At 56.2% G+C, this 13787-nt stretch carries 14 protein-coding genes; 12 read left to right on the top strand and 2 right to left on the bottom strand.

The window, feature by feature from the left end; genetic code table 11:
• The first annotated feature begins 131 nt into the window (after nt 1–131).
• The 8 genes from KPHS_52730 to KPHS_52660 all read left to right on the top strand — a co-directional run bounded on the left by KPHS_52730 (nt 132) and on the right by KPHS_52660 (nt 8670).
• Nucleotides 132–1214 (top strand): hypothetical protein, encoded by a 1083-nt coding sequence (locus KPHS_52730; RefSeq protein YP_005229573.1) that lies wholly within the window; start codon nt 132–134, stop codon nt 1212–1214.
• Nucleotides 1211–2344, top strand: coding sequence for a putative outer membrane protein (locus KPHS_52720; RefSeq protein ID YP_005229572.1), 1134 nt, complete (start codon nt 1211–1213; stop codon nt 2342–2344). Before KPHS_52730 ends, KPHS_52720 begins: the two co-directional genes overlap by 4 nt.
• Before the next feature lie 229 nt (nt 2345–2573).
• Nucleotides 2574–3263 carry a galactonate utilization transcriptional repressor gene (locus KPHS_52710; RefSeq protein YP_005229571.1) on the top strand — a complete coding sequence of 230 codons (690 nt, stop codon included), beginning with the start codon at nt 2574–2576 and terminating at the stop codon, nt 3261–3263.
• A complete protein-coding gene (locus tag KPHS_52700; RefSeq protein YP_005229570.1) occupies nt 3260–4138 on the top strand; it encodes a 2-oxo-3-deoxygalactonate kinase in 879 nt (292 codons plus the stop codon). Before KPHS_52710 ends, KPHS_52700 begins: the two co-directional genes overlap by 4 nt.
• The gene (locus KPHS_52690; protein YP_005229569.1) at nt 4122–4739 is read left to right on the top strand and encodes a putative keto-hydroxyglutarate-aldolase/keto- deoxy- phosphogluconate aldolase; all 618 of its coding nucleotides are present in this window, start codon (nt 4122–4124) and stop codon (nt 4737–4739) included. The genes KPHS_52700 and KPHS_52690 overlap by 17 nt, the downstream gene beginning before the upstream one ends.
• The gene (locus tag KPHS_52680) at nt 4736–5884 is read left to right on the top strand and encodes a putative mandelate racemase/muconate lactonizing enzyme (protein ID YP_005229568.1); all 1149 of its coding nucleotides are present in this window, start codon (nt 4736–4738) and stop codon (nt 5882–5884) included. Before KPHS_52690 ends, KPHS_52680 begins: the two co-directional genes overlap by 4 nt.
• Before the next feature lie 89 nt (nt 5885–5973).
• Nucleotides 5974–7398: a D-galactonate transport gene (locus tag KPHS_52670; RefSeq protein YP_005229567.1), complete on the top strand. Its 1425-nt coding sequence runs from the start codon at nt 5974–5976 to the stop codon at nt 7396–7398.
• A gap of 51 nt (nt 7399–7449) precedes the next feature.
• A complete protein-coding gene (locus KPHS_52660) occupies nt 7450–8670 on the top strand; it encodes a DUF3748 domain-containing protein (RefSeq protein YP_005229566.1) in 1221 nt (406 codons plus the stop codon).
• A 1-nt stretch (nt 8671) separates the two neighbouring features.
• Here the strand turns inward: KPHS_52660 and KPHS_52650 are convergent, their stop codons facing one another.
• Nucleotides 8672–9004 (bottom strand): putative lipoprotein, encoded by a 333-nt coding sequence (locus KPHS_52650; RefSeq protein YP_005229565.1) that lies wholly within the window; start codon nt 9002–9004, stop codon nt 8672–8674.
• 314 nt (nt 9005–9318) lie between these two features.
• On the opposite strand from KPHS_52650, the gene KPHS_52640 reads away from it, so the two are divergent.
• From KPHS_52640 to KPHS_52610, 4 genes are all read left to right on the top strand, one after another.
• On the top strand, nt 9319–9732 hold the full coding sequence (locus KPHS_52640; RefSeq protein YP_005229564.1) for a heat shock protein IbpA: 414 nt from the start codon (nt 9319–9321) through the stop codon (nt 9730–9732).
• A 116-nt stretch (nt 9733–9848) separates the two neighbouring features.
• On the top strand, nt 9849–10277 hold the full coding sequence (locus KPHS_52630; protein ID YP_005229563.1) for a heat shock protein: 429 nt from the start codon (nt 9849–9851) through the stop codon (nt 10275–10277).
• Between the two features lie 136 nt (nt 10278–10413).
• Nucleotides 10414–11238, top strand: coding sequence for a DNA-damage-inducible protein D (locus tag KPHS_52620; protein ID YP_005229562.1), 825 nt, complete (start codon nt 10414–10416; stop codon nt 11236–11238).
• 101 nt (nt 11239–11339) lie between these two features.
• Nucleotides 11340–13001 carry a putative transporter gene (locus KPHS_52610; RefSeq protein YP_005229561.1) on the top strand — a complete coding sequence of 554 codons (1662 nt, stop codon included), beginning with the start codon at nt 11340–11342 and terminating at the stop codon, nt 12999–13001.
• On the opposite strand, the gene KPHS_52600 is transcribed toward KPHS_52610, so the two are convergent.
• Complete coding sequence (locus KPHS_52600; RefSeq protein YP_005229560.1) at nt 12993–13715, bottom strand: GntR family transcriptional regulator; 723 nt, start codon at nt 13713–13715, stop codon at nt 12993–12995. The genes KPHS_52610 and KPHS_52600 overlap by 9 nt on opposite strands.
• Nucleotides 13716–13787: the final 72 nt, after the last annotated feature.

Below are 13787 nucleotides of genomic sequence, written 5' to 3'. Positions count from 1 at the left end.
GTTCGCCGGGTCTGTCTTCTCTTTTTTCATGAACAGATGTTAATCCGCATTTAAATCCCTCAATCCTTGCAGGGGATTCTATAAGCTACCCGCCCTCTTTTTAGCAACTCAGAACTAACATCATACTTTTCATGAATATATACCACCGTTTGATGTTGGTTACGCTGCCATTCGCCTCTGTTCAGATTTGCGCGGCCGCGGAACCAACGGCGCCGCTCGAACCGGCGTATGCCTATCACGGCGCAGAGCCTGCGGATCTGCCGGCGCCAGAAAGTCGCCAGCCTGCGGCCGCAGCATCGTCCTCGCTACTCCCTTTGCTAGGCGATGAGGCCAGAAAGCGCGGCTACGTCCTGCCGCTGCCGTTTGGCGTCAGCATTAACTATATGGATATGCGGCAGAATATTAATGTCGACAGCATTAACTTCACCGGGCTGTCGCTGGATGGCCGCAATATCGATTGCGGTAAGGATCCTGTCTGCAAGCACGCCGTGAATAACATTTTCGCTAATGGGCCGGTCTCGCTGGATAACGCTTTCCAGATTGGCGTTGGTCATACGCGGGAAAGCAGCAAAACCGAGACGCTCAAGCTGGATGCCTGGCTGCTGCCGTTTATGAACGTTTATGGCCTGGTGGGGCACACCGAAGGGCATTCAATTTCGCAGATAGCTGTCGGCCTGAAGGGACCGAACGGTAAAGTGGTGCCCCTGCCGGGGATGCAGGATCTCGACTTTCGTCTCGATTTTAAAGGTACTACCTACGGGATGGGCACCACCCTGGTGGGCGGCGTCGGCAATTGGTTTACCGTGCTGGACGCCAACTACACGCAAACGCGCTTTGATATCCTCGACGGCAGCATCGATGCGCTTACCTTTTCGCCGCGCGTTGGCTATCGTTTCAGTACGCCATCGGTCGATGCGCTGCATCTCCCCGCCGGAAAGCTAAATCTGTGGGTTGGCAGCATGTATCAGGATGTGCAGCAGGAGTTTAAAGGCAGCCTCAGCGATCTCTCGATGCCGTCGCCGATGCTGCAGAATATGGTTAATCTGGCCAACCAGGACAATAACGGTCGCTTCGATGTGAAGCAGCATCTGCAGTCGCCATGGAACGTTCTGGTGGGCGCGCAATACGAGCTGACGCAGAATTTTAATATTACTACCGAGTTTGGCTTTGCCGAACGTAACAGTTTCTTTATTGCCGGCGAGTATCGCTTTTGAGCCGACTGTTTATCACTTTTCTGCTGCTGATGGTCTGCCCGACAGGCAGCCAGGCCGAGGCGCTCAGCCGCGAGAAAATCGACGGCTGGCTGCAGCATCTCGGCGCCAGCGATAAGTTCGACGCCAGCAAAGGCATCGACTGGGGCGTGATGCCCGGTCCGTTCTATACGCCGGAACTAGGGTTGGGCATTGGCACCGCTGTCGTCGGCCTGTATCGTCCCGACCCGCAGGATACCACCAGCCAGAACTCGACCCTGACGCTCAGCGGCTACGCCAGCTCTACCGGCGCCTTTGGCCTCAGCGTGAAAAACTACACCTTTTTCGATCGTGATCTGTGGCGCGTTTTTGTCGACGGGTCGATAGCCAACACGCCCACTTATTATTGGGGGCAGGGTTTTCATGCCGGGGATAAAGACAATGAAAAAGAGAAGTATACCGCCCAGGTACTGACCCTGCGACCCACCCTTTATCGGCAGCTTATCGATCATGTTTATCTCGGGGCGGGATGGTCGCTGGCGGCGCAGAATGCCGATGAGATGGACCATGACGATCGGCCGAAGATAGAAAACACTCCACAGGGACCGTCGGTATTCAGCTCCGGCGCCAGCATCGATATCAACTGGGACGATCGCGACTTTGTCCCTAACCCGCGCCGGGGTCAGTATGCCAACCTCCGCTATACCCACTATGCGCCCGGATTAGGTAGCGATACCCGCTTTGAGGAATTTCAGCTGCACTATAGCCATTATCATGCCCTGAGCGAGAAAAGCGTGCTCGCCTGGGAGGCCGATGGCGCCTTCACCCAGGGCGAGGTACCGTGGAGCATGATGCCGCTGCTCGGCAGCGATGAACGGATGCGCGGCTACTACCAGGGGCGCTACCGGGATAAAAAGGTCGTCAGCGGCCAGCTGGAATACCGCCGGCAGCTCACCTGGCGGCACGGGATTGTCGCCTGGGCCGGGGCGGGAACCATGGGGCCCTCACTGTCGTCGCTGAATAATGGCCGCTGGCTGCCTTCGGCGGGCGTTGGCTACCGCTTTGAATTCAAACCTCGCGTTAATGTTCGCCTCGACTACGGTATCGGCAATGGCAGCAGCGGCTTTTACTTCCAGGTCGGCGAAGCGTTTTAACGCCTCCTCCCCTTAATTTTCTCTCTTATCGCCTCTTGTCAGGGCCGCTGCGCTTTAATTTTCATGAATTGTTCTTTTTGTGATCCAAATTGTAGTACAACACAATAATGTTGTACTACATTACGCTCATGTTGATAACGTACAGCATCACGTTAGTAGTACAAACATGAGGCGAAATTCAGCAGCGACGGTAAAGTAGAGCAGTACACATAGAGCACAAGGACTCTCCATGACTCTCAATAAGACCGATCGCATTGTGATCTCGCTGGGCAAACAGATCGTCAGCGGTAAATACGTCCCGGGTTCGGCGCTTCCGGCCGAAGCGGAACTCTGTGAGGAGTTTGAAACCTCGCGCAACATCATCCGCGAAGTGTTTCGTTCCCTGATGGCGAAGCGGCTGATTGAAATGAAGCGCTATCGCGGCGCGTTTGTCGCTCCCAGAAACCAGTGGAACTACCTCGACACCGAGGTGCTGCAGTGGGTACTGGAAAATGACTATGACCCGCGTCTTATCAGCGCGATGAGTGAAGTGCGCAACCTGGTTGAACCCGCCATCGCGCGTTGGGCGGCGGAACGCGCCACCTCAAGCGATCTGGCGGAAATCGAGTCGGCGCTCAATGACATGATCGCCAACAACCAAAACCGGGATGCCTTTAACGAAGCGGATATTCGCTACCACGAGGCGGTGCTGCAGTCAGTACATAACCCGGTTTTGCAGCAGCTTAGCGTGGCGATCAGTTCGCTGCAGCGGGCGGTATTTGAACGGACCTGGATGGGCGATGAAGGCAACATGCCGAAAACCCTCCAGGAACATAAAGCGCTATTTGACGCCATTCGGCATCAGGATAGCGACGCGGCGGAGCAGGCGGCGTTGACGATGATCGCCAGCTCGACACGAAGGCTTAAGGAAATCACATGACGGCTCGCTACATCGCAATAGATTGGGGATCGACGAATTTACGCGCCTGGCTTTATCAGGGCGAAGAATGCCTGGAAAGCAGGCAATCTGAAGCAGGCGTAACGCGCCTGAATGGTCGCTCTCCCGCTGCGGTGTTAGCGGAAATCACCCAGCACTGGCGCGATGGCGCCACACCGGTGGTGATGGCAGGGATGGTCGGCAGCAACGTGGGCTGGAAAATCGCCCCTTATTTGCCGCTTCCTGCCGCTTTCTCGGATATTGGCCAGCAGTTAACTGCCGTTGGCGACAATATCTGGATAATTCCCGGCCTTTGCGTTTCCCGTGACGATAACCATAACGTCATGCGTGGGGAAGAAACGCAGCTGCTGGGCGCACGCGCCTTAGCCCCTTCATCTGTCTACGTGATGCCGGGAACCCACTGTAAGTGGGTACTGGCCGATCGCCGGCAAATTCACGATTTTCGTACTGTTTTGACCGGTGAATTGCATCATTTGTTGCTTCAGCACTCGCTGGTGGGCGCCGGCTTACCGCCGCAGGAAACGTCCGCTGCCGCATTCGCGGCAGGTCTGCAGCGCGGTATCAACAACCCCGCCGTCCTGCCGCAGCTGTTTGAAGTTCGCGCTTCGCACGTGCTGGGCGCGCTGCCTCGCGAGCAGGTTAGCGAATTTCTTTCCGGCCTGCTGATTGGCGCTGAAGTTGCCACCCTCAGCGACACATTCGCCGGACAGCAGGCGATCAGTCTCGTCGCTGGGTCATCGTTAACATCCCGCTATCAGCAGGCATTCGCCGCCATTGGCCGCGAAGTCAGCGCGGTTGCGGGCGATACGGCATTTCAGACAGGAATAAGGAGCATCGCTTATGCAGTGGCAAACTAACCTTCCACTTATCGCTATCCTGCGCGGTATTACGCCAGACGAGGCGCTGGCTCACGTTGGCGCCGTTATCGACGCCGGTTTCGACGCGGTCGAAATCCCGCTGAACTCGCCGCAGTGGGAGAAAAGTATTCCGCAGGTCGTCGACGCTTACGGCGAGCAGGCGCTTATCGGCGCGGGCACGGTGCTGCAACCGGAGCAGGTCGACAGGCTGGCGGCCATGGACTGTCGGCTGATTGTGACGCCAAACATTCAACCGGAAGTGATCCGGCGAGCGGTGGGTTACGGCATGACCGTGTGTCCAGGCTGCGCCACCGCCAGCGAAGCCTTTAGCGCGCTCGATGCCGGCGCGCAGGCTCTGAAAATCTTCCCGTCATCGGCTTTTGGCCCGGATTACATCAAAGCGTTGAAAGCCGTGCTTCCGCCCGAGGTTCCGGTCTTTGCCGTTGGCGGCGTGACGCCGGAAAACCTGGCGCAGTGGATTAATGCCGGCTGTGTTGGGGCAGGATTGGGTAGCGATCTCTATCGTGCCGGCCAGCCGGTTGAACGTACCGCGCAGCAGGCAGCCGCATTCGTAAAAGCGTATCGAGAGGCAGTGAAATGAAAATAACCAATATCACCACGTACCGTTTACCTCCGCGTTGGATGTTCCTGAAGATTGAAACCGATGAAGGCATCGTCGGCTGGGGCGAACCGGTGATTGAAGGGCGCGCCCGTACGGTGGAGGCAGCCGTTCATGAATTTGGCGATTACCTGATTGGTCAGGATCCGGCGCGGATTAATGACCTGTGGCAGGTAATGTACCGCGGCGGCTTTTATCGCGGCGGCCCGATTATGATGAGCGCCATCGCCGGTATTGATCAGGCGCTATGGGATATTAAAGGTAAGGTCCTGAATGCCCCAGTGTGGCAACTGATGGGCGGGCTGGTGCGCGACAAAATTAAAGCCTACAGCTGGGTGGGCGGCGACCGCCCCGCCGAAGTGATTGACGGGATTAAGAAGCTGCGCGGCATTGGTTTTGACACCTTTAAATTAAACGGCTGCGAAGAGATGGGTATCATTGATAATTCCCGCGCGGTTGATGCCGCGGTGAATACCGTGGCGCAAATCCGCGAAGCGTTTGGCAATGAAATTGAGTTTGGTCTCGATTTTCACGGCCGCGTTAGCGCGCCGATGGCTAAGGTATTAATTAAAGAGCTGGAGCCATATCGCCCATTATTTATTGAGGAGCCGGTATTAGCCGAGCAGGCGGAATATTATCCGCGGCTGGCGGCGCAAACCCATATTCCCATTGCCGCCGGCGAACGTATGTTTTCGCGCTTTGAATTTAAACGGGTCCTGGAAGCGGGCGGGGTGGCTATTTTACAACCCGATCTGTCGCACGCAGGCGGTATTACCGAATGCTATAAAATTGCCGGCATGGCGGAAGCCTATGACGTTGGGCTGGCGCCGCACTGCCCGCTGGGGCCGATCGCGCTGGCGGCTTGTCTGCACGTTGATTTCGTTTCACATAACGCGGTCTTCCAGGAGCAGAGCATGGGGATCCACTACAACAAAGGCGCCGAACTGCTTGATTTTGTGAAAAACAAAGAAGATTTCAATATGGAAGGCGGCTTCTTTAAACCTCTGATGAAGCCGGGGCTGGGCGTGGAAATTGATGAGGCCCGCGTGATTGAGTTAAGTAAAAACGCGCCGGACTGGCGAAATCCGTTGTGGCGGTATGAGGATGGATCTGTCGCCGAATGGTAAATGCGCGTCATACTTCGCACTGGTGATGCGTTGGCTGCATTTTCTTACCCAGGTCACATACTATTGTATGCTCCCAGGGATGCGAAAATTTGCCGCCTTTCCCCAGCGCGAATTATTTAGCGCATCGCAACATAGTTATTAATAAAAACAAAAACACCCTCTGTAAATTACCGGGCATGGTGAGCGGCTTCGCTATGCCCAAAATCTGGAGACAGATTGCGATGGATATTTCAGTTACCGCTGTAAAAACCGGGCGCCGCCGTTATCTGACGCTCATCATGATCTTTATTACCGTGGTTATTTGTTATGTTGACCGCGCCAACCTCGCCGTCGCCTCGGCGCATATTCAGGAGGAGTTTGGTATTAGCAAAGCGGAAATGGGCTACGTATTTTCCGCCTTTGCCTGGCTGTATACCCTCTGCCAGATCCCTGGCGGTTGGTTCCTTGACCGCGTGGGATCCCGGCTTACCTACTTTATCGCTATATTTGGCTGGTCGGTGGCGACGTTGCTACAAGGCTTCGCCACCGGTTTAATGTCGCTCATTGGCCTGCGCGCTATCACCGGGATCTTCGAAGCGCCAGCCTTCCCGACCAACAACCGCATGGTGACCAGCTGGTTCCCGGAGCACGAGCGCGCTTCCGCCGTCGGGTTTTATACCTCGGGGCAATTTGTTGGCCTGGCTTTCCTCACGCCGCTGCTGATTTGGATCCAGGAGCTATTGAGCTGGCACTGGGTGTTTATCGTTACCGGCGGTATCGGCATTATCTGGTCGCTGATCTGGTTCAAGGTTTATCAACCGCCGCGCCTGACTAAAAGCATCAGTAAAGCCGAACTCGACTATATCCGCGACGGCGGCGGCCTGGTGGATGGCGATGCGCCGCTGAAGAAAGAGGCGCGTCAACCGTTATCGAAAGCGGACTGGAAGCTGGTTTTTCACCGCAAGCTGGTTGGCGTTTACCTTGGACAGTTCGCGGTAACCTCGACGCTGTGGTTCTTCCTGACCTGGTTTCCGAACTACTTAACCCAGGAAAAAGGCATCACCGCGCTGAAGGCCGGCTTTATGACCACGGTGCCCTTCCTCGCCGCGTTTTTTGGCGTCCTGCTGTCTGGTTGGCTGGCGGATAAGCTGGTGAAAAAAGGCTACTCGCTGGGCGTGGCGCGCAAAACGCCGATCATCTGTGGACTGTTGATCTCCACCTGCATCATGGGGGCAAACTACACCAACGACCCCATCTGGATCATGGCGCTGATGGCGCTGGCGTTCTTCGGTAACGGTTTTGCGTCTATCACCTGGTCGCTGGTCTCCTCCCTGGCGCCGATGCGCCTGATCGGCCTGACCGGCGGGGTGTTTAACTTTGTTGGCGGCCTGGGCGGCATCACCGTCCCGCTGGTGATTGGCTATCTGGCGCAGGATTACGGCTTTGGCCCGGCGCTGGTTTATATCTCCGTGGTGGCGTTGATAGGCGCGCTGTCTTATATCCTGCTGGTCGGCGATGTGAAACGTGTAGGCTAATTTTTTGCGATACGCTACCCTGATGCGTAAGTCTCGCATCAGGGTATCGTCATGAAACAAGTCACTTTTGCTCCCCGTCATCACCAGCTTACCAATATTAATACCTGGACTCCCGACAGCCAGTGGCTGGTATTCGACGTTCGTCCGTCCGGCGCATCGTTTACCGGCGAAACCATTGAGCGAGTGAACGTAAACAGCGGTACTGTGGAGACCATTTATCGTGCCACGCAGGGCGCGCACGTGGGCGTGGTAACCGTGCATCCAACCCAGGAGCGCTATGTGTTTATTCATGGCCCCGAGCGGCCGGATGCGCAGTGGCAGTATGATTTTCATCATCGCCGCGGGGTGGTGGCCTTTCAGGGGGCTGTCGAGAATCTGGACGCCATGGACATTACCCCCCCCTACACGCCCGGCGCACTGCGCGGCGGCAGCCACGTCCATGTCTATAGCCCCAACGGTCAGTTTGTCAGTTTTACCTACAACGATCACGTGCTGCACGAGCGCGATCCGGCGCTGGATCTGCGCAACGTCGGCGTGGCGGCGCCCTATGGACCGGTGACGCCGCAGGGACAGCATCCGCGCGAATATGGCGGCAGCCACTGGTGCGTGCTGGTAAGCCGCACGACGCCGGCACCCGCGCCGGGCAGCGATGAGATTAATCGCGCCTATGAGGAGGGCTGGGTCGGGAACCATACTCTGGCGTTTATTGGCGATACGCTGGCGGAAAATGGCGATAAAGTGCCTGAGCTGTTTATTGTCGATCTGCCGCAGGATGAAGCCGGCTGGAAGCAGCCTGGCGGGGCGCCGCTGGCCGGTACCGCAACCACAATGCTGGCGCCGCCGGCGGGCGTCAGCCAGCGTCGTTTGACCTTCACCCACCATCGCCGCTACTCGGGACTGGTGAACGTCCCGCGCCACTGGGTGCGCGCCAATCCCCAGGCGACGGCGATAGCCTTTCTGATGCGCGACGACGCCGGCGTAGTGCAGCTGTGGCTTATTTCCCCGCAGGGGGGCGAGCCGCGGCAGTTGACGCATCACGCGTCGGGTATCCAGTCGGCGTTTAACTGGCATCCGTCGGGAGAGTGGCTGGGTTTTGCGCTGGAGGATCGGATTGCCTGCTGCCATGCCGGTACGGGAGATATCACCTTTTTAACCGATACGCATGCGCCCTCGGCGGACGCGATCGTCTTTTCGCCAGACGGTAAACAGATTGCCTGGATGGAGGAGGTGGACGGTTATCGTCAGCTGTGGGTTACGCAGACCGGACGATAACTTACTGGGCAGGCATCGGCGCTGGCGGGATCACCGAGTTGGTCGCCAGCGTAGCCTTCTCGCTCTTTTCGACCCGAGATTTGATTGAGCTGTCGGTGCGGAACATATCCCACGGCAGCAGCAGGGTATCCATGACGGCGGTGAACGGCATGTCCAGCGCCACCAGCGATTTCACACCCCAGTTGGTATCGCTGTCCCCCAGCGTTTGCGCACTGGATCGCGTGCCCGGATAGGTTCCCTCTTTGCCACCGGTATGTGACATTACGCTGGAGCAACCGCTCAGGCTTATTATCCCGCTGAACAGGACCAGCTTTAACAGTCGTCTGCTTTTCATTGTTCTTCCATTGTCGTTTCGGGCGTTGAGATAACCTTTCAGCGGTTATATCGGGCCATCCCGTGAATGCATAGTGTTATTGCGCCGCACTGTGGCGGGCATCGCACTTTGCTTTTTGTGCTCCTCCACCCAGTCTAAGCAATCATCGATAAACTGCAAAAAAAATTGCCCTCAATCCCTTGAAAAGCACGGGGAGAAACCCATTTTATAGGTGTAACCCACTGAGAATACGCCTGAGGGGTATTCCGGATTACCGCGGCCTGTCCACGATGGAAGGTCATTTGATTCTCGCTGATTTTCAGGAGCTATTTACTATGCGTAACTTCGATCTTTCCCCGCTATATCGTTCAGCCATTGGTTTCGACCGCCTGTTCAACCTACTGGAAAACAATCAAAGCCAGAGCAACGGCGGCTACCCTCCGTATAACGTCGAGCTGGTAGACGAAAACCACTATCGCATCGCTATCGCGGTGGCTGGCTTTGCTGAAAGCGAGCTGGAGATCACTGCCCAGGACAATCTGCTGATCGTCAAAGGCGCCCACGCCGCCGAGCAGAAAGAGCGGACCTACCTGTATCAGGGGATCGCCGAGCGCAACTTCGAGCGCAAATTCCAGCTGGCGGAAAACATTCACGTCCGCGGCGCCAATCTGGTGAACGGCCTGCTGTATATCGATCTGGAACGGGTGATCCCGGAAGCGAACAAGCCGCGCCGCATCGAAATCAACTAATTGTCCGTTTCAGGCCGCGTGGCGGCCTGATGTAACAACCTGCTCGCCGTCAGGGAGCAGATGCGAATTTACAGAATTCGCAGGTATTCACTCGCTTCTTAGAAGGAGAAAACAGTATGCGTAACTACGATTTATCCCCCCTGCTGCGTCAATGGATCGGTTTTGACAAACTGGCCAGCGCCCTGCAAACCGCCGGTGAAAGCCAAAGCTTCCCGCCCTATAACATCGAAAAAAGCGACGATAACCACTACCGCATTACCCTTGCGCTGGCCGGTTTCCGTCAGGAAGATCTGGATATTCAACTGGAAGGCACCCGTCTGGTGGTGAAAGGCACGCCGCAGCAGCCGGAAAAAGAGACCACATGGCTGCACCAGGGGTTGGTGAGCCAGGCCTTCAGCCTGAGCTTCACCCTCGCCGACAACATGGAGGTCTCTGGCGCGACCTTCACCAATGGCCTGCTGCATATCGATCTGACCCGCAATGAGCCTGAGCAGATCGCCCCGCAGCGTATCGCCATCAGCGAACGACCGGCATTAAATAGTTAATTAAGCGAATAACTTATAAGGCCCCGATTTTCGGGGCTTTTTTGTGTGCGAGAGCACAATAAACTTCCTTGCTGCAACGGGTGTTTCAGTTTAAAAAACAATCATACTTTGGGACTCACTCAAACAAGGATACGTTATGAACGAACAGCAGCCATTTGAAGCGATTAGAAAGAGCGATGAGGCGGGGCGGGAGTATTGGTCTGCCCGCAACCTTGGTCCCCTGCTTGACTATAAAGAGTGGCGGAATTTTTATAAGGTCATTGCAAAAGCGATAATTTCATGTGAGGCGAGTGGTCATCCCTCGGCAGACCATTTTGTTGAAACCAACAAAATGGTCGAATTAGGTTCTGGCGCCAGCAGGAATCTTGAAGATTTCCACCTCTCACGCTACGCCTGCTATCTGGTAGTGCAAAATGGCGATCCGTCGAAACCGGTGATTGCTGCGGGGCAAACGTACTTTGCCTTGCAAACCCGGCGCCAGGAATTGCAAGATGATCAAATATTTAAGTCTCTACGAGAGGATGAAAAGCGACTGTTCCTGCACAATGAGCTCAAAGAGCATAATAAACATCTGGTTGAAACGGCCCAACGTGCTGGTGTTGAGACGACTCTTGATTTTGCTGTCTTTCAAAACCATGGTTATAAAGGTCTCTATGGTGGTCTTGACCAAAAAGCAATCCATGAGCGTAAGGGCCTAAAGAAAAGCCAAAAAATACTCGACTATATGGGATCGACTGAGCTCGCGGCCAACCTGTTTCGTGCTACCCAAACGGAAGAAAAACTACGTCGGGACGCGGTTGATTCGAAGCAACTCGCCAACAAAACGCATTATGACGTAGGGCAAAAAGTACGCCAGACTATTAAAGACCTGGGTGGCACTATGCCTGAAGCACTTCCTTCCCCGGAGAAAAGTATTCAGCAACTCACTATCGCAGCGAAAAATAAGAACGCGCCTGAGTAGCGTATCTTACTCCATGATTATTGTGCGCCAGGCGGCATACAATCCACCTGGCAGCGGTCATAATCCCTGTAGTTAATGGTGTTATTCACAGGGACGGTACCATGAGTGAGATAGCATTGACGGTCAGCGTGCTGGCGCTGGTGGCGGTAGTGGGGTTGTGGATCGGCAATGTCAAAATCCGCGGCGTCGGCTTTGGCATTGGCGGCGTCCTGTTTGGCGGGATTATTGTCGGCCACTTTGTCGATCAGGCAGGGGTCACCCTCAGCAGCCCGATGCTGCATTTTATTCAGGAATTCGGCTTGATCCTGTTTGTCTACACCATCGGTATTCAGGTGGGGCCGGGCTTTTTCGCCTCGCTGCGGGTCTCTGGCCTGCGGCTCAATCTGTTCGCTATTCTTATCGTTATCCTCGGCGGCCTGGTGACCGCGGTGCTGCATAAACTGTTCAATATTCCTCTCCCGGTGGTGCTCGGTATCTTCTCCGGTGCGGTGACCAACACGCCAGCGCTGGGGGCCGGGCAGCAAATTCTGCGCGATCTCGGCGTACCGTTCGAGGTGGTCGATCAAATGGGGATGAGCTACGCGATGGCGTATCCGTTCGGCATCTGCGGCATTCTGCTGACCATGTGGCTGGTGCGTCTGTTCTTTCGCATCAATGTCGAGAAAGAGGCCCAGCGGTTTGAGGAGAGCAGCGGTAACGGCCACGCCCATTTACACACCATCAACGTGCGGGTGGAAAACCCCAACCTCAACCAGATGGCGATTCAGGATGTGCCGATGCTCAACAACGACAACATCGTCTGTTCGCGGCTGAAACGCGGTGAGCTGTTGATGGTGCCTGCGCCGGGCACCCTTATCCAGGCTGGCGACCTGCTGCACCTGGTGGGGCGACCTGAGGATTTGCACAATGCGCAGCTGGTGATAGGCCAGGAGGTGGCGACCTCGCTGTCGACGCGCGGCACCGATCTGAAAGTGGAGCGGGTGGTGGTCACTAACGAAAAAGTGCTGGGAAAGAAAATACGCGATCTGCACGTCAAACAGCGCTATGACGTAGTGATCTCCCGGCTTAACCGGGCAGGCGTCGAGCTGGTAGCCAGCAGCAGCGCCAGCCTGCAGTTTGGTGACATCCTCAACCTGGTCGGCCGTCCGGAGGCAATTGACGCCGTGGCCGCCGAACTGGGTAACGCTCAGCAGAAGCTGCAGCAGGTCCAGATGCTGCCGGTGTTTATCGGCATCGGACTCGGGGTACTGCTGGGATCTATCCCGTTGTTTATTCCCGGCTTCCCTGCAGCATTGAAGCTGGGACTGGCCGGTGGGCCGCTGATTATGGCGCTGATCCTTGGGCGTATCGGCAGTATCGGCAAGCTGTACTGGTTTATGCCGCCGAGCGCCAACCTGGCGCTGCGCGAGCTGGGGATCGTGCTGTTTCTGGCGGTGGTCGGGCTAAAATCGGGGGGTGACTTTGTCGCCACCCTGACCCAGGGCGATGGTCTGAGCTGGATCGCTTACGGTATTTTCATCACCGCCATCCCGCTGCTGACGGTGGGCGTCCTCGCGCGCATGCTGGCGAAAATGAACTATCTGACGCTGTGCGGCATGCTGGCCGGCTCCATGACCGACCCGCCGGCGCTGGCCTTCGCCAACAACCTGCACGCCACCAGCGGCGCAGCGGCGCTCTCGTATGCCACCGTCTATCCGCTGGTGATGTTCCTGCGCATTATCACCCCGCAGCTACTCGCCGTGCTGTTCTGGGGGCTAAGCTAGCGGGCTTTGCGCCTGGACGCGGCGCAGGTGATAGTCCACCTGATACTCGCTGGCGTTGCGGAACATGACCGAATAGTTAAGAAACTCGCCGCTGTCGCTGTAGGAAAGGGAGGTAATACGCAGCAGCGGCGTCTGCTCCGGGACGTTCATTGAGCGCGCCAACTGCTTGTCCGCCAGCACCGGCGTCAGCGTTTCATAGTTCCCGCTGATGATGATCCCGCACTCTTTCTCAATATAATCAAATTTCGACCCTTCCAGATGACTCAGCGACAGGTTGCGGAACAGCTTCACCGGCATATAGCTATCCTCCAGCATCAGCGGCTTGCCGTCGACGTAGCGCACCCGCCGTGAGAAGTAGATCCGTTCATCAATTTTAATCCGCAGCAGACTGGCGATGGCCGGCGGGGCGGGCATCACCTCGAAGGCCAGCACCTGACTCACCACCTCTTTACCCTGCTTGCGCAGCACTTCCGCCAGGCCGGTCAGATTGCTGGTTTCATGATGGACGTCTTTACGCGCCACGTAAGTTCCCGAGCCGTGGCGACGCACAACCAATCCCCAGTCCACCAGCAGATCGATGGCTTTGCGAATAGTCATGCGCGCCACCCCGAACTCCTCGGCCAGTTTTTTCTCTCCTGGTAGCGGGCTGCCGATGGCGAAGTCGGCGGAATTCAGCCGCAGCCGCAGGCGGTCAGCAATGGATTTATAGATCACCAGTAGTCCTCTTGTGCAGGAAAAGGGGATGTCGCTTTGTGCTCTTTTTTCTAAAAAAATAGATTAATTACA

This window comes from Klebsiella pneumoniae subsp. pneumoniae HS11286, assembly GCF_000240185.1.
In the GTDB taxonomy this organism is placed as follows: domain Bacteria; phylum Pseudomonadota; class Gammaproteobacteria; order Enterobacterales; family Enterobacteriaceae; genus Klebsiella; species Klebsiella pneumoniae.
Note: the sequence above shows the minus strand (reverse complement) of the source record. Positions and strands in the feature narration are given on the sequence as shown.